Origin of the sequence: Stenotrophomonas sp. G4, from assembly GCF_003428825.1 — a bacterium.
GTDB classification, from domain to species: Bacteria; Pseudomonadota; Gammaproteobacteria; order Xanthomonadales; family Xanthomonadaceae; genus Stenotrophomonas; species Stenotrophomonas indicatrix.
On record NZ_CP031741.1, the window covers coordinates 2,688,515 to 2,709,174 of the forward strand.

Annotated in this window: 18 protein-coding genes; 9 read left to right on the forward strand and 9 right to left on the reverse strand. The window is 66.6% G+C overall.

Annotation, left to right across the window (positions count from 1 at the left end; genetic code table 11):
- The first annotated feature begins 64 nt into the window (after positions 1 to 64).
- A complete protein-coding gene (locus D0Y85_RS12395) occupies positions 65 to 499 on the forward strand; it encodes a glyoxalase/bleomycin resistance/dioxygenase family protein (RefSeq protein ID WP_025878496.1) in 435 nt (144 codons plus the stop codon).
- A 353-nt stretch (positions 500 to 852) separates the two neighbouring features.
- The gene (locus D0Y85_RS12400) at positions 853 to 1,557 is read left to right on the forward strand and encodes an AraC family transcriptional regulator (protein WP_117310686.1); all 705 of its coding nucleotides are present in this window, start codon (positions 853 to 855) and stop codon (positions 1,555 to 1,557) included.
- An 8-nt stretch (positions 1,558 to 1,565) separates the two neighbouring features.
- Here the strand turns inward: D0Y85_RS12400 and D0Y85_RS12405 are convergent, their stop codons facing one another.
- Entirely contained in the window at positions 1,566 to 2,444 is an 879-nt protein-coding gene (locus D0Y85_RS12405; RefSeq protein WP_240329240.1) for a sterol desaturase family protein, read from the reverse strand.
- Between the two features lie 398 nt (positions 2,445 to 2,842).
- Here D0Y85_RS12405 and imuA point away from each other — a divergent pair, with 398 nt between their 5' ends.
- The 4 genes from imuA to D0Y85_RS12425 all read left to right on the forward strand — a co-directional run bounded on the left by imuA (position 2,843) and on the right by D0Y85_RS12425 (position 8,581).
- Positions 2,843 to 3,457: a translesion DNA synthesis-associated protein ImuA gene (gene imuA, locus D0Y85_RS12410; protein ID WP_025879221.1), complete on the forward strand. Its 615-nt coding sequence runs from the start codon at positions 2,843 to 2,845 to the stop codon at positions 3,455 to 3,457.
- Between the two features lie 9 nt (positions 3,458 to 3,466).
- The gene (locus D0Y85_RS12415; RefSeq protein WP_117310688.1) at positions 3,467 to 4,876 is read left to right on the forward strand and encodes a DNA polymerase Y family protein; all 1,410 of its coding nucleotides are present in this window, start codon (positions 3,467 to 3,469) and stop codon (positions 4,874 to 4,876) included.
- Between the two features lie 5 nt (positions 4,877 to 4,881).
- Entirely contained in the window at positions 4,882 to 7,992 is a 3,111-nt protein-coding gene (locus D0Y85_RS12420) for an error-prone DNA polymerase (RefSeq protein ID WP_117310689.1), read from the forward strand.
- Between the two features lie 82 nt (positions 7,993 to 8,074).
- The gene (locus D0Y85_RS12425; RefSeq protein ID WP_025879224.1) at positions 8,075 to 8,581 is read left to right on the forward strand and encodes a hypothetical protein; all 507 of its coding nucleotides are present in this window, start codon (positions 8,075 to 8,077) and stop codon (positions 8,579 to 8,581) included.
- Between the two features lie 10 nt (positions 8,582 to 8,591).
- On the opposite strand, the gene ptsJ is transcribed toward D0Y85_RS12425, so the two are convergent.
- A complete protein-coding gene (gene ptsJ, locus D0Y85_RS12430) occupies positions 8,592 to 9,875 on the reverse strand; it encodes a transcriptional regulator PtsJ (protein WP_117310690.1) in 1,284 nt (427 codons plus the stop codon).
- A gap of 75 nt (positions 9,876 to 9,950) precedes the next feature.
- Between ptsJ and D0Y85_RS12435 the strand changes: the two genes are divergently transcribed.
- The 3 genes from D0Y85_RS12435 to D0Y85_RS12445 are packed head-to-tail and all read left to right on the forward strand — an operon-like array spanning position 9,951 to position 11,643.
- A complete protein-coding gene (locus D0Y85_RS12435; protein ID WP_117310691.1) occupies positions 9,951 to 10,724 on the forward strand; it encodes a YggS family pyridoxal phosphate-dependent enzyme in 774 nt (257 codons plus the stop codon).
- Positions 10,721 to 11,434 carry a glutamine amidotransferase gene (locus tag D0Y85_RS12440; RefSeq protein WP_117310692.1) on the forward strand — a complete coding sequence of 238 codons (714 nt, stop codon included), beginning with the start codon at positions 10,721 to 10,723 and terminating at the stop codon, positions 11,432 to 11,434. Before D0Y85_RS12435 ends, D0Y85_RS12440 begins: the two co-directional genes overlap by 4 nt.
- Complete coding sequence (locus D0Y85_RS12445) at positions 11,419 to 11,643, forward strand: hypothetical protein (protein WP_093819170.1); 225 nt, start codon at positions 11,419 to 11,421, stop codon at positions 11,641 to 11,643. Before D0Y85_RS12440 ends, D0Y85_RS12445 begins: the two co-directional genes overlap by 16 nt.
- An 85-nt stretch (positions 11,644 to 11,728) precedes the next feature.
- Here D0Y85_RS12445 and D0Y85_RS12450 read toward each other — a convergent pair whose 3' ends face one another.
- The 7 genes from D0Y85_RS12450 to D0Y85_RS12480 form a co-directional block, all read right to left on the reverse strand.
- Complete coding sequence (locus D0Y85_RS12450) at positions 11,729 to 12,163, reverse strand: RidA family protein (RefSeq protein WP_025879232.1); 435 nt, start codon at positions 12,161 to 12,163, stop codon at positions 11,729 to 11,731.
- 108 nt (positions 12,164 to 12,271) lie between these two features.
- Positions 12,272 to 13,174: a cation diffusion facilitator family transporter gene (locus D0Y85_RS12455; RefSeq protein ID WP_117310693.1), complete on the reverse strand. Its 903-nt coding sequence runs from the start codon at positions 13,172 to 13,174 to the stop codon at positions 12,272 to 12,274.
- Positions 13,175 to 13,202: 28 nt separating this feature from the next.
- Positions 13,203 to 15,491 (reverse strand): Orn/Lys/Arg decarboxylase N-terminal domain-containing protein, encoded by a 2,289-nt coding sequence (locus D0Y85_RS12460; RefSeq protein ID WP_025879234.1) that lies wholly within the window; start codon positions 15,489 to 15,491, stop codon positions 13,203 to 13,205.
- A 20-nt stretch (positions 15,492 to 15,511) separates the two neighbouring features.
- Complete coding sequence (adiC, locus tag D0Y85_RS12465; RefSeq protein WP_117310694.1) at positions 15,512 to 16,864, reverse strand: arginine/agmatine antiporter; 1,353 nt, start codon at positions 16,862 to 16,864, stop codon at positions 15,512 to 15,514.
- 78 nt (positions 16,865 to 16,942) lie between these two features.
- Positions 16,943 to 18,382 (reverse strand): DcaP family trimeric outer membrane transporter, encoded by a 1,440-nt coding sequence (locus D0Y85_RS12470; RefSeq protein WP_117310695.1) that lies wholly within the window; start codon positions 18,380 to 18,382, stop codon positions 16,943 to 16,945.
- Positions 18,383 to 18,901: 519 nt separating this feature from the next.
- Positions 18,902 to 19,744: a thiol:disulfide interchange protein DsbG gene (dsbG, locus tag D0Y85_RS12475; protein ID WP_032975238.1), complete on the reverse strand. Its 843-nt coding sequence runs from the start codon at positions 19,742 to 19,744 to the stop codon at positions 18,902 to 18,904.
- Positions 19,745 to 19,774: 30 nt separating this feature from the next.
- On the reverse strand, positions 19,775 to 20,578 hold the full coding sequence (locus D0Y85_RS12480) for a TlpA disulfide reductase family protein (RefSeq protein ID WP_117310696.1): 804 nt from the start codon (positions 20,576 to 20,578) through the stop codon (positions 19,775 to 19,777).
- Positions 20,579 to 20,660: the final 82 nt, after the last annotated feature.

Here is a 20,660-nt window from a genome sequence, read left to right on the forward strand (position 1 = left end):
GGCGGTCATCAACGGGCTGCACGGCACTGCCGATAATGGTTCTCCCCGGCGACGAATCGAGCCCATGACCGTACATCGCGACTTCGACCATCTCTGGCGCGACCGCTGTGACACCTCCAGCCAGCGCAGCCCGCGCGTGCTGATCCGGGTGTTCGTCGCCCCCGGCGAACTGGAACGCAGCGTGGCCTTCTACGAGCAGCTGCAGGGCGTGGTCGCCGATGCCGGCTTTCCGTTTCCCGATGCGGGCCTGCGGCTGGCGATGGTCGGTGCGTTCCTGCTGATCGAAGGCTGCGACGAGGCGCTGGCGCCGTTCACGTCAACCACGGGCACGTTGCTGGTCGACGACGTTCGGCCTTATCACGACAAGCTGGTGGCCGCCGGCGCCGAGATCATCTTTCCGCTGCAGGTAGTACCGACCGGTGCGGCGTTCAATGCGGTGCATCCCGATGGCACCGTGGTCGAGTACGTGCACCACCGGCCGGACCCGCAGGGGCGGTGAGGTGGCGGCCGGGCTGCGCCCGGCACCCGCAGAGGCAACGGCAACTGCAACAGCAACAGCCGAAGCAAAAGCTGGGCTCCTGTTGGTAGGCGGGGCAGGTCCGGTTGCGGGGGACGGCGCAAGTACGTCCATGTAGCCTCGATCGCCGCTTGCTCGTGTGCGCTGTCCTGCGCACACGGCAAGACCGGGGTTGGGCATCCTGCCCAACCCGCCCGAGGCATGCCTCGGGCCCATGGCGCTCACGCCCCCGCAACCGGCCCCACCCCGCCTTCGACAGATTTCCGGCGCGCAGTAGATCCACGCCATGCGTGGATGTTTTTCCCATGAACTTTTGCGGCATACGTCATCCACGCATGGCGTGGATCTACAATTCCTCCATGTCCTCCCCCGCTCTACCCTGGAATGGCACCCTGCTGCTGGATGCACACGTGGCCGTGCTGCAGGGCCACGCCGGTGACAGCGCCGCGCATGCGCACTACGCCCATCAGCTGCTGCTGAGCGAGGGCGACCCTTGGCAGGTCGAGATCGATGGCGTGCAGCAGCAGGGCCAACGGCTGTGGCTGCGCTCCTTCCAATCGCACGCGATCCTGTCGGCGCCCGCTGACGGCTGCACGGTGTTCCTCGAACCGGCACATGCCGACCTCGAACAGATCCAGCAGCATCTGCAGTCGTTGCCTGGCAATGCCGCGCAGCTGCACGAGTGGCTGCCGCGACTGAGCCGCCCGCAGCCCCTGGACCGCCGGGTGCAGGCGGCGCTGGCCCGCGTCACCCAGCACCTGCCCGGCCCGGTGCCGGCCGCCGATATCGCCAAGGCCGCGCATCTGTCGACCAGCCAGCTGCATCGGCGCTTCCAGTCCGAGCTGGCAGTGACCCTGCGCGGCTGGGTGCTGTGGCAACGGCTGCGCAGTGCGCTGGCGCATCATCTGCGCGGGCACAGCCTGACCGACAGCGCGCATGCCGCCGGTTTCGCCGATCTTCCCCACCTCTCGCGCAGCCTGCGCCGCATGTTCGGCATCGGTGCCGCGCAACTGCAGGGCCTGCAGCTGCACGCGGCCTGACGCATCGATCACCCGCGCCTGCGCAGTCCTTCCGGAAGTTCCGGCACCTCGCCATGGGGCAGCGCGCGGAAGGGGGCCAGCAGTTGTGCGGAATACGCCTGCGGATAGTCCGGCTGGCTGCCGATGCCCAGATCGCGCTGCCGCAACCGATAGCCCGGTGCATCAAACGCGGTCCCCAGCAGGTGGTCCCACACGGTGAAGAACAAACCGAAATTGACATCACCTGCAGTGCCATAGCGGATGTGGTGGAAGCGGTGCAGCGGTGCCCATGCCATCACCCGGCCCAACACACCCGGGCGCATGTCCACGTTGGAATGCTGCAGCAGCAGCTGGATCGCGATGGCGAACGCCAGCACCGCGGCCACCGGCATCGGCATGCCCAACAGCAGCAGCGGCAGTACGCCGCCCACCGCTTCGGCGGCCTGGTGCAGTGGGTGTTTCATCAACCCATTGAAGCCATACATGCGGGTCACGCTGTGATGCACCGCATGCAGCCGCCACAACCAGCCGATGCGATGGCTGGCGTAGTGCACCAGGGTGATGCCAAGGTCAGCCGCGATGATCGCCACCAGCACCTGCAGCGCGAATGGCCACTGCGCCGGCCAGACGTGCCAGGGCACGATTGCCGCCAGCATCGGCACCGTGGCGATCGACAGCAGGTTCAGGCTTTCATTGACCAGCGCATGCAGGACGTCGCGCAGGCGGTCACCCTGGTCGAGGTTGAACGCCGGATCGTACGGCCACAGCCGTTCGGCAGCGAACGACACCGCGATGGCCACAGCCAGCAAGGCAAGCAGCCACAGCGGGTCACCGTGGGAGTGGCCAACCCAGGCGATGGCAGCGGCAACAAAACCCAGCAGGAACAACGGGGCATACAGGCGGAGCATCCAGTGCTTCATGGGTGGCTCTGAACAGTGAGGGGCCTGCATGCTGGCGCGGCATGCGGGCTGCAGGCTTGAACAAACAGCGCAACCCCGCGTCCGCTCACGTTGAATGCCCACCTTGGTGGGCGATCCACGTCTGGCGTGGATCTACTGCGCGAAGGCCGGCTTTCCCGCATCCAGGCCCCGTTCGCCAGTAGATCCACGCCATGCGTGGATGCTTTGCCTCCTTCAGCAAGCTGAAACCCCGCCCTCCGATTTCATTAGTAATATTACTCACAAGCCGAGTAGCATGTCCGGTCTCAGCCCCTGATATCGGCCTGTCGATACTCGCTCCATGCCTGCCGTTTCCGCCCACTTCTGCCGCTTCCCGCCAGCCCGGCGCCTCCCCGGAGGACCGGCTGATGGGCGCCGTCGTCGCCCTCGACCGCCTGCTGGACGGCCGCCAGGTCTGGCGCGGGCCGGCACGCCAGGGGCAGGCCAGCGACCATCTGGCCAGTGGCCACCCGGCGCTGGACGCGCGCCTGCCCGGCGGTGGCTGGCCAGCCAGCGGGCTGTGCGAAGTACTGCAGGCCGCACCCGGAGTCGGTGAACTGGCCCTGGTCTGGCCGGCGCTGGCAAAGCTGAGCCAGCACCCACGGCCGATCGTGCTGGTCGCCCCACCCTATCGCCCGCACGCCCCGGCATGGGCCGCCGCCGGGCTCGATCTGGCCCAGCTGCAGATCATCCACGCCGCACCGAAGCAGGCGCTGTGGGCGGCCGAGCAGTGCCTGCGCTCTGCCGCCTGCGCCGCCGTGCTGTGCTGGCCGCAGCAGGCCGACGATCGTGCCCTGCGCCGCCTGCAGGTTGCCGCCGACAGCGGCCAGTGTCTGGGTTTCGTGTTCCGCGAGGCCCGCGCCGCCCGCAACCCCTCCCCGGCCAGCCTGCGCCTGCAGCTCGACCATGGCCAGGTGCGGGTGCTGAAGTGCCGCGGCGGGCTGCCACCAGCGCAGCCGTTGCCGCTGGCCATCGCCCACTGAGGCCGCGCCATGCACTGGGCCTGCCTGTTGTTGCCGCAGCTGGCGCTGGACAGCGTGCTGCGCCTGCAGCCCGATCCACAGCGGCCACTGGTACTGCTGCAGGGGCCGGCGCAGCGTCGTGTGCTGCGTGCGGTCAGCCCTGCCGCGCGGGCAGCGGGGCTGCGCCCGGGCATGCTGCTGTCGGCCGCGCAGGTGCTGGTGCAGGACCTGCAGCTGCACGACTACGATCCCAGCGCCGAACAGCACACCCGGCAGTTGCTGGCCAGTTGGCTGTATGCCACCAGTTCGCTGGTCAGCCTTGATTTTCCGCATGCGCTGGTGCTGGAGATCGGTGCCAGCCGTGCCCTGTTCGGCGATTGGCTGACGATCGAACAACGCCTGCGCAACGGCCTGCACGACCTGGGCTTCCGCCATCGCCTGGTCGCTGCCCCCAACCCGCATGCCGCGCGCGTGCTGGCCAATGTGCACGATGGCCTTGGCATCGATGCGCAGCAGCTGCCCGCCGCACTGGCACAGCTGCCGCTGGCGCGTAGTGGCCTGCCCGTTGATGCAGTGACCGTGCTGGCACGCTCCGGCCTGCGCACGCTGGGGGCGGCCTTCGACCTGCCGCGCGAAAGCCTGGCCCGCCGCTTCGCCCCCGAGGTACTGCAGCAGCTGGATGCCGTGCGCGGTTTGGGCAACGCGCCGCTGCGCTATTACCAGCCGCCGGACCGGTTCGATGCCCGCATCGAATTCGAATACGAGATCGAATCCAGCCAGGCCCTGCTGTTCCCGCTGCGCCGCCTGCTGCTGGACCTGGCCGCATTCCTGTGTTCGCGCGATGGCGGCGTGCAGCGCTTCGACCTGCATTTCGAGCACGACCTGCTGCCGGCCAGCGTGCTGACCGTCGGCCTGCTGGCCCCCGAACGCGATGCGGCGCTGCTGTTCGAGATCGCACGCAACCGCATGGAAGCCTTCGCCCTGCCCGCCGGCAGCCGTGCGCTGCGCCTGAAGGCCGAGCAGCTGCCGCCGTTCGTACCGGCCGCACGTGACCTGTTCGATACCCGCCCGGCGCAGGCGATGCCATGGACCCAGCTGCGCGAGCGCCTGCGTGCCCGCCTCGGCGATGACGCCGTGCAGCCACTGGCCGTGCAGGCCGACCACCGCCCCGAACGCGCCAGTGGCACCCAGCCACCGGCCAAGCCACCCGCTTGGTGGCCGCTGCGCCCCGGCTGGCTGCTGGAGACGCCACAGCCGCTGCGCGATCCGCGCCTGCGCATCGTCGCCGGGCCGGAACGGATCGAATCAGGCTGGTGGGACCAGGCCGATGCACGCCGCGACTATTACGTGGTGGAAACCGCGCAGGGCCAGCGGGGCTGGGCCTTCCGCACGCGCAATGATCCGCATGCGCCGTGGATGCTGCACGGCTGGTTCGGTTGAGCCCCATGCACACCGATCTGCCCGGATACGCCGAACTGCACTGCCTGTCGGCCTTCAGCTTCCAGCGTGGCGCATCCACCGCCGAGGAACTGTTCGCACGCGCCGCCGGCCAGGGTTACCGCGCGTTGGCCATCACCGACGAATGCTCGCTGGCTGGCATCGTGCGCGCATGGCAGGCGGCGAAGACACACGGCGTGGCGCTGATCGTCGGTGCCGAGTTCCAGGTTGAAGACGGGCCCAAGCTGGCCCTGCTGTGCACCAACCAGGCCGCTTACGCCGGGCTGTGCCAGCTGATCACCACCTGCCGCCGGCGGGCAGCCAAGGGCGGATACCGCTGCCTGCGCGAGGATCTGCTGGGACTGCCCGAGGGCCTGCTGTGCCTGTGGCTGGACCGGCAACCGGCGGCCACCGAACTGGAACTGCTGCGCCGTTGTTTTCCGCAGCGCCTGTGGCTGGCGGTGGAGCTGCATCACGAACACGATGATACGCGCCGGCTGCAGCAGCTGCAGGCTTTCGGCGAGCGCCACCAGTTGCCGCTGGTCGCCAGTGGCGACGTGCACATGCACGTGCGCCGGCGTCGTGCCCTGCAGGACACGCTGACCGCGATCCGCCACCGCTGCAGCGTGGCCGAGGCTGGCTGGCGCCTGTTTGCCAACGGCGAGCGTCATCTGCGCCCACGCACTGCACTGGCCCAGCTGTATCCGCCCGAGCTGCTGGCAGAAACCCTGCGCATCGCCGAACGCTGCCACTTCTCCCTGGACCAGCTGAAATACACCTACCCGCGCGAACTGGTGCCCGAAGGCCACGACCCGGACAGTTGGCTGCGCGCCCTGGTCGAGAAGAATATTCCCTGGCGCTGGCCGGAGGGCATCAAGGAAGCCCAGCGCAAACAGATCGAACACGAGCTGGACCTGATCGCAAAGAAGAACTACGCCTCCTATTTTCTCACCGTACAGGACATCGTGCGCTTCGCCCGCGAGCAGAACATTCTTTGCCAGGGCCGTGGCTCGGCCGCCAATTCAACGGTGTGTTTCGTGCTGGGTGTAACCGAGATCGACCCGGCGCGCAGCAACCTGCTGTTCGAGCGCTTCATCTCCGCCGAGCGTGATGAACCACCGGACATCGACATCGACTTCGAGCACGAGCGCCGCGAGGAAGTGCTGCAGTACGTGTTCAACCGCTATGGCCGCGAGCGTGCCGCGCTGACGGCGGTGGCGATCAGCTACCGTGGCCGCAGCGCGATCCGCGATGTCGCCCGCGCGCTGGGCCTACCGATGGACCAGGTCAACGAGCTGGGCGCGGCGATGGACCATTGGGGCGGCAACATTCCGTTGCCGGAAACCCTGCGCGAGCGCGGCTTCGACCCGGAAACACCGTTGATGCGCCGGTTGCTGGCATTGACCGCCGAGCTGATCGATTTTCCGCGCCATCTGTCGCAGCATCCGGGCGGCTTCGTGATTTCCGAACACCCGCTGTCGACGCTGGTGCCGGTGGAGAACGCGGCGATGGCCGACCGCACCGTCATCCAGTGGGACAAGGACGACCTGGATGCCACCGGCCTGATGAAGGTCGACTGCCTGGCACTGGGCATGCTCACCGCCATCCGCAAATGCCTGGCGATGCTGCAGCAGCACGGCCTGCACGAAGGACGCATGGATGCGATCCCGCCCAAGGACACAAAGACCTTCGACATGATCTGCGCCGCCGATACCATCGGCGTGTTCCAGATCGAGTCGCGCGCGCAGATGGCGATGCTGCCACGCATGCAGCCGCGTAATTTCTATGACCTTGTGATCGAGGTGGCGATCGTGCGCCCTGGCCCGATCCAGGGTGACATGGTCCATCCCTACCTGGAACGTCGGCGGATCCTGCGCGAACAAGGCCCCGATGCGTTGAACGATCCGGACAACCCGCTGTATCCAGCGCGACTGGAACGCGTGTTCGCGCGTACTCTGGGCGTGCCCTTGTTCCAGGAGCAGGTGATGCAGCTGGCGGTAGATGCGGCCAACTACACCGCCGGCGAAGCCGATGCGCTGCGCCGTTCGATGGCCGCCTGGAAGCGTCGTGGCGGCCTGGAACCGCACCGCGAAAAGCTGCTGACGGGCATGTTGAAGAACGGCTTCAGCCGCGAATATGGCGAGCACCTGTTCGAGCAGATCAAGGGCTTTGGTGATTACGGTTTCCCGGAGAGCCATGCGGCCAGCTTTGCCCTGCTCACCTACAACAGCTGCTGGCTGAAGTGCCACCACCCGGCTGCATTCACCGCCAGCCTGATCAACAGCCAGCCGCTGGGCTTCTACAGCCCCGACCAGCTGCTGCAGGATGCGCGCCGGCATGGCATCACGGTACTGCCGGTGGACGTGCGCTACAGCGACTGGGACTGCACGCTGGATTTCAGCAAGGGCGCGGCGGCAATCCGGCTCGGCCTGCGCCTGGTCGATGGCTGCAGCGAACCGGCCGCGCAGGCCATCATGCGCGAACGCGCACGGCGCCCCTTCGACGATGTCGGCGATCTCTGCCAGCGCACCGCACTGGATCGCCGCCAGCAGGGCCTGCTCGCCGATGCCGGCGCCCTGCGCGGCCTCAGCGGCCATCGCCACCGCGCACGCTGGGATATCTCCGGCGTGGAGAACCGCCTGCCGTTGTTCGACCAGGCCCGCGCCACCGCCGAAGCACGCGTGGCCTTGCCCCTGCCCAGCGCTTGGGAAGACATGCAGGCCGATTACCGCAGCACCGGTACCACCCTCGGCCGCCATCCGATGTCGTTCCTGCGTGCGCAGCTGCGAACCCGTGGCTGCCTGGATGCCGCGCAGCTGGCCAGCCATGGTCATGGCCGGCACGTACGCATCGCCGGCCTGGTACGCATGCGCCAGCGCCCGCAGACCGCCAGTGGTGTCACCTTCCTTACCCTGGAAGATGAAACCGGCATGGTCAACGCCGTGGTCTGGCGCCATCTGGCCGACCGCCAGCACCACATCCTGGTAGACGCTCAGCTGATGCAGATCGACGGCCGGTTGGAACGCGTGGATGGCGTGCAGCATGTGATCGTGCAGCGCATGCACTGCCTGGACGAACTGCTGCAGGGACTGCGCAGCCACAGCCGCGACTTCCGTTGACGATACACACCGTCACACACCGGACTGGCCACGGCCGACCGGATTCCGCTATCGTCGGACACGTCCAAGGAAGGAATACACAATGGCTCGTGCCCTGACCCTGACCACCCTGGTGGTCGCCATGCTCGCGTTGCTCGTTTCCGGCTGGACAGCCTGGAATCTGCATCGCAGCCAGTCACCACACCGCGTGATCGAAGCGCGCGGCCTGATCATCCACGATGCCAGCGGCCAGCCGCGGGTGATCCTTGGCGCCCCGGTTCCCGACCCCCTCAGCCGGGGCCGCCCGCAGGGGCCGCGTGCCACCGCCCTGTCCGGCCTGATCCTGCTCGGCCCCGATGGCTCCGAGCGCGGCGGCTACGGCACCAGCGACCGGGGTGGCGAAGCCCTGCTGACCCTTGACGATGCCACCGGCACCACCGAAGTCTTCAAGGTGGTCGCCAACCCGGACCGCGGCGCCAGCCTGATGGTCAAGCACCAGAACAACACCGGCGCCATGCTGAGTTCTTGGCAGGGCAAGCCGGAGCTGGTGTTCCTCGACGACAGCGGCCAGTCCTACTACGTGCGCCCCGGCGCCAGCGCTGCGCCCTGAGCGCGCACGCTCAGCGCATCACCGCCGCCAGGTCATCGGCCAACCGACGTTGCTGCGGCGGGCCGAGTGCCGCACAGGTGATGCGCAACCCATGCGCCGGTGCAGACACCGCAAAGACTTCACCCCCACGCACATGCCAGCCACGCCCCGCCAGTGCCAGCACCTGCGGCGTGCTGTCGGCCGGCAGTGGCAGCCACAGATTCAAGCCTTCCATCGGCATCGGTGTCGGCAGCCCGCGCGCCTGCAGCAGGGCCTGCAGACCCTGCAGCCGCTGCTGGTAGCGCTCACCGGCGGCAGCCACCTTCGCCCGTTGCTGCGCCGACTCCAATACCGAACTGGCTGCATCCTGCAGCAGATGGCTGACCCAGCCGGTGCCCGCCGCCAGGCGCAGGCGCAGGCGCACCGCGGTCTGCCCATCGCAGGCCAACCAGGCCACGCGCAGGTCCGGGCCCAATGCCTTGGACAACGAACGCAGCAGCGCCCAACGCCGACCGTCCATCGGCAGCACCGAGTGATAGCTCTGCTGCGAGAGCAGCGCGTAGTGATCGTCGATCAGCACCGCCACCTGCGGATAGCCGGCCAGCAACTGGCGTAGCGCACGCGCACGCTTCGCATCCAGGCTGGCACCGGTGGGATTGTGCGCGCGTGGGGTCAGCAGCACCGCGCGTGCACCCGCATCCAACGCCTGCCGTAGTGATTCCACCTGCATGCCGTGCGTATCCACCGCCACCGGCAACGGCACGTGTCCAGCCGCACCGAGGACATTGAGGCTGCCCAGGAAACAGGGATCCTCCACCGCGATGCGGTCCCCCGGCAGCAGCCACGCCGACAGCAGGCGCTCGATGCCATCGACCGCGCCGTGGCTCAGTTCCAGCGCATAGCCCGGCGGGCAATCGGCATCCAGCGAGGCCCGTGCCAGGCGTTGCATGCGTGGATCAACCGTCTCCACCCCATACAGGCGCGAGGACGTCGCAGCCACGCGCAGGCTGGGCAGGCAGCGCGGATCCGGATTGCCGCCGGCCAGATCGTGCAGGGCCAATCCCGGTGCACTGCCCTCGCGCGCCATCGTCGCCGGCAGGCCGCGCACCACAGTGCCGCGACGTCCCGCCGTACTGGCCAGGCCCGCCGCGTCCAGCCGCTTGTAGGCAGCGGCTACGGTATTGCGGTTGACCCCCAGTCGATCGGCCAGATCCCGCACCGGCGGCAGCACGCTGCCGGCCGCCAGATGGCCGCTACCGATGCCCTCGCGGATGCTGTCGAAGATCGCTTCGGCGCTGTTCCCGGTGATTTTCATTTTGTCCTATGCCAAACTATCTCTTGTCCTGTGCCAGTGTATCCCACCCTGGCCTCCCCGCACCGGAGGTGCCCGATGTCCCTCGCCCCCGCCGACTGGCCCGTCGCCCAGTCCGTCGAACAGATCGCCGCCAACCTCACCACCGTGCGCCAGCGCATCGCCAGCGCTTGTGCCCGCGCCGGTCGTGATCCGGCCAGCGTGCGCCTGCTGCCGGTCAGCAAGACCGTCGATGAAGCACGCATCCGCATGGCCGTGGCCGCCGGCTGCCACGAGCTGGGGGAAAACAAGGTGCAGGAAGCGCAGCACAAGGCCGAAGCAATGGTCGACCTTGACGTGCACTGGTCGGTCATTGGCCACCTGCAGACCAACAAGGCCCGCTACGTTGCACGCTTCGCCAGCGAGTTCCAGGCGCTGGACAGTCTGCGCGTGGCCGAAGCACTGCAACAGCGGTTGCTGCTGGAGGACCGCGCGCTGGATGTGTTCGTACAGGTCAACACCTCGGCCGAGCCCAGCAAATACGGCCTGGAGCCGGCGGCGGTGGCCGACTTCGTGCAGCAGCTGCCCGCCTTCGACCGCCTGCGCGTGCGTGGCCTGATGACCCTCGCCATCTTCACCCCCGAGGTGGAACGCGTACGCGCCTGCTTCGTGCGCCTGCGCGAGCTGCGCGACCAGCTGCAGCAGACGGCGCCGGCGGGCCTGGACCTGTCGCAGCTGTCGATGGGCATGTCCGGTGATTTTGAAGTCGCCATCGAGGAAGGTGCCACCGTCGTCCGCGTTGGCCAGGCGATCTTCGGTGCACGCTCCACGCCCGACAGCTTCTACTGGCCCACCCCGGGAGCACCGGCATGAAGCGCGCCGTTGCCCTGCAGCACGTGGCCTTTGAAGATCTCGGCACCCTGCATCCGCTGCTGCTCGCACAGGGATGGCAGGTCAAGGTCGTGCAGGCAGGCGTGGATACACTCGATGCTGCCGAAGATGCCGATCTGCTGGTGGTGCTGGGTGGCCCGATCAGCGTCAACGATGGAGCGGCCTACCCGTTCCTCGCCGACAGCATCGCGTTGCTGCAGCGTCGCCTGCAGCAACAGCGGCCGACGCTTGGCATCTGCCTGGGCGCCCAGTTGATGGCGCGCGCACTGCATGCTGTCGTTGCTCCCACCGGCGGCAAGGAAATTGGTTTCGCACCGCTGCTGCTCACCGATGAAGGCCAGCGCTCGCCTTTGCAGGCATTACAGGGCATCCCGGTGCTGCACTGGCATGGTGAAGCCTTCGAACTGCCGGAGGGCGCACGCCGCCTCGCCAGTACGCCCGCCTGTCGCCACCAGGCCTTCGCCATCGGCCACCATGCCCTCGCCCTGCAATGCCATCCCGAACTGGATGCGCGCCAGTTCGAGCGCTGGCTGATCGGCCACGCGCTGGAACTGGCCGCGGCCGGCATCGATCCCATCGACCTGCGCGCGCAGGCCCGCCGCTACGGCGGGCCTCTCGCCGCTGCGGCGACCGCGATGTTCCAACAGTGGCTGCACAACCTGCCGGAGACCCGCCCATGCACTACCGCCTGACCATCCAGCACAACGGCATCCATTGGGGCCATTTCGACTGTGACGGTCCCAATGCGCTGCAACGCATCGATGCCATCGCCGCACGCCTGCCCGCCGCCGAAGGCTTCACCCTGCAAAGGCAGAAGGGCATCGGCGAGGAACGCATCCTCTCCAGCACTGCCGATGGCCTGCGCGTGCTGGCTGCGCAGATCCAGTACCGCGATTTCTGACCCTGCAGGGGCGAAGCCTCCATCGCCGCAGTGCGCTGGCGGAGGCGCCGCAGGAACGGGTAGTACCGGTGGAGTACTACCTACGCTAAGCGCTGTAGGCCTCTGCCTCGATCTCGAACAGCATTCCGTCCAACGCCAGCCGCGGCACCGGAATCAACGTGCAGGTCGGCGCTGCGCGATTGGCCCAACGTCGCCGCACCTGGCGGGCGATGATGCCCAGGCGATCCTCGTCGTGGTCGACCACCAGGATCCGCAGTCGTGCAACATCGGCCAGATCCGCATGCGCCGACCGCAGCGCGGTCTGCAGATTGTCCAGTGCCTGCGACACCTGCTCCTCGAAGCTCGGCGACAGGCTTCCCTGGTCGTCCTCGCCTCCCTGTCCGGCGATATGGATAACACGCGCTGGCAGTCGCACCACCGCCACATGCGAGTATCCGTTGGCACTGGGATCGTGCAGGCCGGGCGGATCGAACAGATCCAGCAGGCCATGGCTGAAGTCCGGGGTGGTCAGCAGGTTCATACCGCATGCCTCGTGGGGAATGCGATGCAGTCTGCGACCTCAACTGCTGTTGAGGTCAAACCAATTGCATGCAACAGAGCGGTCCAACGCACGCAACGATCGGCAGGATCAGGTCCACGCCGGATCCGCGGTGAAATCGATCGTCAGCCAGAACGTGCTGCTTCGCGCATCCAACCGCACTGCTATCTCATCGCGCATCGCATCCACCTCACCCACCGTGCCCAGCGGCGTCGACGGCGACGTCAGGATGTGGATCTCGATGAAGCGCATCCGCCCCATCTTCGCTACATGGCTGGTGAAGCCGGCATAGCCATGCTCGGCCACGAATGCCTGCATCACCTGCTGCACGCGCTCGTCCAGGTCATCGGGCGCCACCTGCAGCACTTCACGCATGGCCTTCCACGCACTGCGCGCCGGCACCGGCAACACCGCCAGGCTGATCAACGCCAGTACGATCGAATCCAGATAGGGCACCCAGTGGTGCCACTGGCCACCATGCAGCACCAGCGCCAGGATGAAGGCCAGCACCACCGCCAGGCTCATCAAGCCCCCCAGCAGCCAGCCACGTACATCCAGCCACAGCAATGCCGACTGCAGCCTGCGGGCACGCTGGGCCACGAACGCGGCCATGCCCAGGTTGCTGGCACTCAGCAGCGCCGCCCACCACAGCGCCGGCCCGAACTTCACTTCGTGCCCGCCGGTGGTCAAGCCGATCACCGCGTTGGCCAGTGCGTAGACGCAGGCCAGCGACAGGATCACTCCGCCCAGCGCCTCGACCATCGGCTCCAGGTGCCAATAACCGTACTGGAAGCGCGGGCTGTGCTCCCGCGCCACCAGCCGCAGCACCGACAACGACACCAGGGTCAGGGCTACGTCGACCAGGCTGTAGATGCCGTCGAACAGGATGGCCTGCGATCCCACCAGCAGGCCACCGATGAAGCCAACCGCGCTGACCGCCACGGTGACCCCGATCGAGAGCTTCAGGATGCGTTGCTCGCGCGCGGTATCCATCGTCCGCCGAAAGGCCGACCGTACCGGCTCAGGCCTTCAGCACCTCCACCTTGTAGGACGGCACGTCGCCATCGCGCTCGATGATAAGGCCATGGACGTCCGACTCGAAGCCCGGGAAGCGCGCGTTCTGCTCGCGGGCGATGCGCAGCGACTGGATGATCGGTTCGTCGCGGTCGCCGAAGCGCTCGCCCGGCATGATCGTCGGGATGCCCGGCGGATACGGCACCAGCATCGTCGCAGCGATGCGGCCGCTGATCTGCTCGATGTCGACCCGCTCGATCTCGCCCTTCACCAGGTGGTTGTAGGCATCGGCCGGGGTCATCACCGGCGTCGGCAGGTCCACGTACATCTCACGCATCACCTTGGCCACGGCGAACTCCTGGTTGAACGCATGCAATGCGTCGCACAGGTCACGCAGGCCCCAGCCGGCATAGGCATGGGGATAGTCGGCGGCCAGCGACGGCAGCGCCTGGGTCAGCGGCGCGTTGCGGTCGTACAGTTCCTTGAACGCCATCAGCTCGGTAACCAGCGTGCTCCACTTGCCCTTGGTGATGCCCATCGAGAACAGGAACAGCACCGAATACAGGTTGGTCTTCTCCACGGTGATGCCGCGGCCCCACAGGAACTTGCTCAGCACCGCAGCCGGGATGCCCAGCTTGCCCATGCTGCCGTCCATCGACAGGCCCGGCGTCAACAGGGTCACCTTGATCGGATCGATCAGCACATAGTCATCGACCAGGTTCTCGAACCCGTGCCAATGCGCATCGGGCTGCAGGTACCACTCCTCGCGCTTGGCGACCAGCGGCGCTGGTGTATCGCCCTTGTCCAGGCTGCGCTCGACCTTGGTCGGTTGCCACACGCTGAACCACCAGTCGTCGCGGCCCAGATCGTCGCGTACATGCAGCATCGCCCGGCGGAAGGCGATCGCCTCGTCATGCATTTCCTGCACCAGCGAACGCCCAGCATCCCCTTCCATCATCTTCGAGGCAACATCACACGCCGCGATCACGCCGTAATGCGGGCTGGTCGAGGTATGCATCATGAACGATTCGTTGAAGCGTTCGGCGTCCAGGTCGCGGCTGGCCGAATTGCGCACGTGGATCATCGAGGCCTGCGAGAACGCGGCCAACAGCTTGTGCGTGGAATGGGTGGTGAAGATGATCGCATCCTGCTCGCGCGGCTTGCCCTTGGCCATGCCGTAGTGGTTCTCGTAGAACGGATGGAACGCGGCATAGGCGTACCAGGCCTCATCGAAATGCAGGAAGTCGACCGCGCTGCCGATCTCCTCGGCGATTTTCTCGGCGTTGTAGCACAGGCCGTCGTAGGTCGAGTTGGTCACCACCGCGATACGCGGCTTGGAACCGGCCTGGTAGGCCTGGCTGGCCAGCGGATTGGCCGCGATGCTCTGCTGCAGGGCTTCGGGGGTGAACTGGTCCAGGCTGATCGGGCCGATGATGCCATGTGCATTGCGGCTGGGCGTGAAGTACACCGGCACCGCGCCGGTCATGATCAGCGAATGCAGCAGCGACTTGTGGCAGTTGCGGTCGACGAACACCACGTCGCCGCGGGCCACGGTGCCATGCCACACGATCTTGTTGGCCGTCGACGTACCGTTGGTGACGAAGAAGGTGTGGTCGGCGCCGAAGTTGCGCGCGGCCTCGTCCTCGGCCTCCTTGATCGGGCCGGTGTGGTCCAGCAGCGAGCCCAGCTCCGGCACCGAAATCGACAGATCGCTGCGCAGCGTGTTCTCACCATAGAACTGGTGGAAGGCGCGCCCGACCGGTGACTTGGTGAACGCCACGCCGCCGGCATGGCCCGGCGTATGCCAGGAATAGTTCGACTCGGCCGCGTGGTGGATCAGCGCCTTGAAGAACGGTGGCAGCAGGTTCTGCATGTAGTCTTCGGCCGCACGCATCACCTGGCGCGAGATGAAGCTCTTGGTGTCTTCGAACAGGAAGATGAAGCCGTGGATGTACTTGAGCAGCTTGCTCGGCACCTTCTCGATGGTGCGGCGCTCGCCGTACAGGAACACCGGCAGGTTGGCGCGGCGCGCACTCTGCTCGCGAAGGAAGGCGGTCAGGCGCTGGAACTCGCCATCGACCTCCTCGCTGCCGTCGATCGAGATCAGCACCGCCGAAGCGGCCACATAGGTACGGGCGCCGGCACGGGCATCGTCCAGGTTCAGGCCGCACAGCACGCGCTGGTCATTGCTGCGCAGCTCTTCCACCAGCGCACGGATGAGGATGCCGCCGATGCGCGGTGAGTCGTAGTCACCGTCAATGACGATGACCGGATAATCCAGGGACTTGAAATACACGTTGATTCTCCTTGTCTGACTCAGGAACGCTGGGCGCCGGACGAAATTGCCGCCGCCTCGCGGGAACGCTGCCGCTGCTGGCGACGCTCCTCGCTGAAGAAGGGATAGAACACGGTGATGAACAGCACGAACAGGAAGGCGTACTGCACGATCGTTCCCGACGAGCCGTAGATCGCCCACAGGCAGTACACGACCGTCAGGCTGGTCAGGGTCCAGAACGCACCGGTATGCACCAGCGTGTGCGACCGCTCCACCACGAAGTAACAGGCCACGCATGAATAGATGTACGGCAGCAGCGTCAGCACGACCGCCGCCGAAGTGATCACGTCGAACTGGGCCGAGGCGGTCTTCGAGGTGGAGGTCACCAGCACCGCCAGGGTCATCAGCACGGCCACGATCAGCACGCCCTTGACCGGCACGTCGTCCTTGTTGGTCTTGCTGAAGATGCTCGGGAACAGGCCATCATCGGAGGCCGCCTTGGCGCTCTGCGCGGTCAGCAGGATCCAGCCGCCCAGCGAACCTGCGGCGCCGATGAAGGCGCACAGGCTGACCAGCGCACCACCCCAGCCACCGACGGCCTTGGCCGCCGCCAGTGCGAACGGCGCGTCAGACACCTGCAGCTCGCTGTTGGGCACCATGCCCATGATCACCGACGAGCTGGCGATGTAGGCGATGGCGGCCAGGAACACACCGGCCAGGGTGGCGCGGGCCACGTTCTTCTCCGGGTTTTCAACCACGCCGGCCGTGACCGAGGCCGACTCGACGCCGATGAAGGCCCACAGGGTCAGCGCCGCCGCACTGGAGATGGCACCGAAGTTCGACTCGCCGGAGACGTTGTAGGCGCCCTTGAAGATGTCGGCATCGAAGAAGAACCAGCCGAAGATGGCGATACCCAGGATCGGCACCAGCGCGAAACTGGTGGTGACCGTCTGCACGCGGCTGACGAATGCCGGGCCGATCACGTTGGCAAAGCTCAGCGCCCACACCAGGATCAGCACCGCGATGCAACGCACCAGCGGCTCGGACAGGATCGGGAAGAAGTAGCTGAAGTAGCCCACCGCCGCGATGGGAATGGCGACGTTGCCAATCCAGTTGGCGAACCAGTAGATGGTATTGGTCTGAAAGCCCATGTACGGGCCGAACCAATCGCGCGCATACGCATACGGGCCGCCCGCTTTGGGCGCCAGCTTGCCGAGCTTGGCGAACACGAAGGCCAGCAGCAGCGCACCGGCCGTGGTGATCAGCCACCCCCATATCGAGGCGGTACCGATCTTGGCCAGGCTGGAGGGCAGCAGGAACACCCCTGAGCCCATCATGTTGCCGGCGACGAGGAAGGTGGCTCCGACCACCCCGATTTTCTTTGCTTCTGCCATGACGATCTCCTGAACCTGGCATGGGCCCGGTGAATCCGGGCGTGGGGAATGGCTGCGCTGGCGTACTGCCGCTGGCGCTTACTTGATGAAGTTGTATTGCAGGCTGCCCTGCACCCGGACCGTGTCGCCGCGCGCTCCGCTCTGCTGCTGCAGGCGGCCGTACAGCAGTTCCATGCCCATCGTCCACGACGGTGCCGGGCTCCAGATCAGGTTGAACACGCCATAGCGGCTTTGCCGGAATGCATCGCTCGGCAGTGCCGCATTGCGTTCAAGTGTCAGCTGGCCGTAGATCAGGTTCGAGCGCCACAGATCAGACCAGTAATGCGTGTAGCCGACGAAGCCACCGTGCAGATCCAGCGCATCGAGGCGCCCATCGGCACCTACCACGGCGTCAAGACCGGAACCGGTGAGATCGGCGGTATAGCGGCTCAGGCCGCGACCACCCAGCGCGCCGAACAGCAACAGATCGCGTTCCCCCACCGAGGCAGAGCCACTGAGCTGCGCGCCACCGGCAAAGACGCGGTCACGGCGGGCATCGCCGTCGTAGGCCAGATTGCGCGCCACGACGCCAAGTTGCAGGTGGCCCCAGTCACGCTCCGTGCGCGCGATGGCACTCACATCCGGCAGTCGATTGACCGCCGCCATGGCATCGCTGGCGCCGGACAGCTCGGTGTCCGGGTCTTCGGCGGCCAGGGTCAGGGTGTTGCCCTTGCCCAGTGCAAAGCTGTGATGGATGCCCGCCACCAGCAGGTAGCCGGCGCCGCCGGGTCCAGCAAAATCCAGTGTGTCGGGCAGGCTGTCCGGGTCCATGAAGCTGGAATAGCCGTAGCCCGCATAGGTGTTGCCAAGCTGGCCATAGGCGTGGCGCAGGCGGAACTCGTAGCCGTCACTGCTGCCGAAGAAGTCGTTCTCCAGATAGAAGCGCAGGTTGCCATGGGTGGTCGGCCGCCGCGCCTCGAAACTGAAACGCGTCTGCTTGGCATGGAGGTTGAAGTTCGACACGTCGCGATGATTGCCGCCCACCGGCATCGACGAGGGAATGAACTGATCCTCGTCCCCGGCGCCGCGCGAATCCGCAATCGCATCGAGCTTGGCGTAGCCACCGATGCGGATCACGGTGTCGGTGCCGGGAATGGCGAAGAAGCCTTTCAGGTCCGGATCGGTCGGACCGGCGGCGCTGTCCGGGCGCGAGGCCGCCGTTGACGGATCGGCCACCGATTCACGCTGCGGCAGCACGGTCGGCGCCACGCCCGGAACCTGGGTCGGGTGCAGCACGTCGTTGTTCGGCACCACTACAGTTGCCTGCGCCCCGGAAGGCTTCGCCGGCAACGCTGCAACGGGCGCCGCAGCCGCTTGCTCCCCACGTCGTTCAAGCTGGTCCAGACGCTGCTGCATGCCCTGCAGCGTCTGCCGCATCGCATCGATTTCCCGACGCAACGCCTGCGCATCATCCTGTGCGTGCAACGGCATCGCTGTCATCGCCGCCAGACACCCCATACTCAGTACCGCCAAGCGCATTGCATCCTCCCCGGACTGGAACTTCCGCTGCCTGGCCGAGCAGCGCGCGTGCGCCGCCACGGCCTCAACGAGCCATTGCTGGAAATGCGGGTACTGCGTCTACGAGCGGCACCAGCCTGCGCGATGCAGGCAACAGGGCGATGACACCGCCCCAGCTGCCCAGACAGCGCCGGAGTCGCTTGCACTGCGGCAGCGCCGCCGAAGGGGGGGCGACCGCAGCGGACTGGGTAACAAGCGCTGGGTGAGAACGTCGTGAATGGCAATGCGCGCATACCCTCTCGAGGGCATGACGTGTGCGGCATCCATAGCGCAGTGACGCTGTATTCCATGCGCCAAGGCTAGTTCTACTGTCGTTTTTGGCCTTGATTGGGATCAAGGCGAATTGCTTGATGTCAGTCACGATTCAGACGTGACATCTGTTCGTGAGGTGCGCAGCCCTCTTCGCCAGGACTGTCGCAGAAAGCAACAGGCCCACATGTCGCCATGTGGGCCTGTCACTCGGTTCAGCAGCCGGGCGCCTCAGCGTGGGCCGAGTACCGCCTGCAGATCGTTGCCCTGCGGAAGGCCGGCACGTCGCTGCACCTGGCCCTGCGCATCCTGGAACAGGATGCCGGGCGTACCCTGGAAGCCCATCTCCACCATCAGCACCTGGTTGGCATCCAGTTTGGCTGCGATGTCCCGGCTGATGCTGGGCAGCGGCTTGATGCCACCGCGATCGAACTGATGCTCGTTCTCCAGCAGTGCCGCACTGGGATCACGCGCGGCCATGATCGCCGCTGCCTTGGCCGGACTGTCTTCGCGGATCACGCCGACCATGATGTGGCGCAACTGCACCTTTCCTGCGTCCACCCAGGGCCGTGCCGCCTCCCAGAACTTGTGGCAGTAAGGACAGTTGGCATCACTGAAGGTGTACACCACGCGCGGCGCATCGGCCTTGCCATCGCGTACCCAGGCACTGGCCTCCAGCTTGCTCCACATCTTGGCTGACATCGGCGCGGCCACCAGTTTCTCCAGCGTCTCGGCTGCAACTTCGTTGCCCTCGGCGTCGAACAGGCTGCCCACCAGTACATGCTTGCCATCGGCGGTCACGTAAGCCGCCGCCGGCTGCTGGCCACCAACCATGCCGGCAAAGCCGCGCAGGCCGCCCGGCGCGTCGAATTCGGAGACCACCTCGAAGCCATGCTTCTCGATGCCCTTCAGGACAGCTGGCAACTCACCCTTCCTGGCGGCTGCCGTTGCCGAAGCCGTTGCCGGTGCAGCGGCACCCTTGCCCGGTGGGGTCTGTGCCTGGCTGCAGGCAGCCAGCGCCAGCATGGCCGGCAGCATCAGCGTATGCGCGATGCGCGGGGAAATCGACAACATGGAAACTCCGTAGTGGGATGCCAGCGCAGGCTACCGCAGCCGGCGCAGTTTGTGTTCAAGACCGGCCTGGGTCAGTTCGCCGAGATGCAGTTCCTGCAACCGCCCCTGCGCGTCGAAGAAGAGCGTGGAGGGGAAAGCCCGGACGTCCAGCGAGGTAGAGGCAGCCGATGACTCATCCAGCAGGACGTTGCCCAGCGAGATGTGTTCAGCGGCTAGAAAGGTCTGGACCTCGGCAAGGGTCTCGCCCTGGTTGAGGAAGACGAACTGGATACCGGCATGCTTCTGCTGGGCCGTCGCCAGTACCGGCATCTCCCGGCGACACGGGCCGCACCAGCTGGCCCACAGATTCAGCACCAGCGGCCTGCCGTGAAACTGCTGCAGGTCAATCGCCCTGCCCTGCAGGTCGACCACCTGCAGTGTCGGCAGGGGCATCTGCTTTGCCTGCCAGTACGAGAGCCCCAGGCTTGCACCGCCCCACAGCAGCAGCCCGGCCAGCGCACCTGCCAGCACCGGCGCCCTCAACGAGCGATGCCTGCGCAGTCGCCACAGCGCCCAGGCAAATCCAGCGCCAATCACAACGGGCAGGTGATACCCACCATCGGCAATCTGCAGCACGCTCCAGGGAGCTTCACGATAGAGGCTGAAATGCGCGGCAACAAAGGACAGCCGGCCACACAGCAGGCCAACCAGCAGCATGTCCAGCACCATCCCGGCTGCAGGTGGCCGAGCCTGGCCAGGCTCAGCACGCGACCAGGCCCGCGCGATGGCCATCGCCAGCAACAGGAAGATCAGGATCAACACCACCGGCATCGGCACCGGCCCAACACTCGACATCAGCTCACCCGCTCTCGCCCGCATGGACCCTCATGGTCAAAGCGTCGTGCCCGCGATGCAAGCACGACGCCCCCAACAGCGT

Bases quoted from the DNA above. Each gene is read 5' to 3' on its own strand.
- D0Y85_RS12470 (WP_117310695.1), bottom strand. From the start codon at position 18,382: ATGCGCTTGGCGGTACTGAGTATGGGGTGTCTGGCGGCGATGACAGCG.
- D0Y85_RS12405 (WP_240329240.1), bottom strand. From the start codon at position 2,444: ATGCTCCGCCTGTATGCCCCGTTGTTCCTGCTGGGTTTTGTTGCCGCT.
- D0Y85_RS12415 (WP_117310688.1), top strand. From the start codon at position 3,467: ATGCACTGGGCCTGCCTGTTGTTGCCGCAGCTGGCGCTGGACAGCGTG.
- D0Y85_RS12480 (WP_117310696.1), bottom strand. From the start codon at position 20,578: ATGTCGAGTGTTGGGCCGGTGCCGATGCCGGTGGTGTTGATCCTGATC.
- D0Y85_RS12450 (WP_025879232.1), bottom strand. From the start codon at position 12,163: ATGAACCTGCTGACCACCCCGGACTTCAGCCATGGCCTGCTGGATCTG.
- D0Y85_RS12400 (WP_117310686.1), top strand. From the start codon at position 853: ATGGCGTGGATCTACAATTCCTCCATGTCCTCCCCCGCTCTACCCTGG.
- D0Y85_RS12420 (WP_117310689.1), top strand. From the start codon at position 4,882: ATGCACACCGATCTGCCCGGATACGCCGAACTGCACTGCCTGTCGGCC.
- D0Y85_RS12455 (WP_117310693.1), bottom strand. From the start codon at position 13,174: ATGGATACCGCGCGCGAGCAACGCATCCTGAAGCTCTCGATCGGGGTC.
- D0Y85_RS12395 (WP_025878496.1), top strand. From the start codon at position 65: ATGACCGTACATCGCGACTTCGACCATCTCTGGCGCGACCGCTGTGAC.
- D0Y85_RS12435 (WP_117310691.1), top strand. From the start codon at position 9,951: ATGTCCCTCGCCCCCGCCGACTGGCCCGTCGCCCAGTCCGTCGAACAG.
- imuA (WP_025879221.1), top strand. From the start codon at position 2,843: ATGGGCGCCGTCGTCGCCCTCGACCGCCTGCTGGACGGCCGCCAGGTC.
- ptsJ (WP_117310690.1), bottom strand. From the start codon at position 9,875: ATGAAAATCACCGGGAACAGCGCCGAAGCGATCTTCGACAGCATCCGC.
- D0Y85_RS12425 (WP_025879224.1), top strand. From the start codon at position 8,075: ATGGCTCGTGCCCTGACCCTGACCACCCTGGTGGTCGCCATGCTCGCG.
- D0Y85_RS12440 (WP_117310692.1), top strand. From the start codon at position 10,721: ATGAAGCGCGCCGTTGCCCTGCAGCACGTGGCCTTTGAAGATCTCGGC.
- D0Y85_RS12445 (WP_093819170.1), top strand. From the start codon at position 11,419: ATGCACTACCGCCTGACCATCCAGCACAACGGCATCCATTGGGGCCAT.
- adiC (WP_117310694.1), bottom strand. From the start codon at position 16,864: ATGGCAGAAGCAAAGAAAATCGGGGTGGTCGGAGCCACCTTCCTCGTC.
- dsbG (WP_032975238.1), bottom strand. From the start codon at position 19,744: ATGTTGTCGATTTCCCCGCGCATCGCGCATACGCTGATGCTGCCGGCC.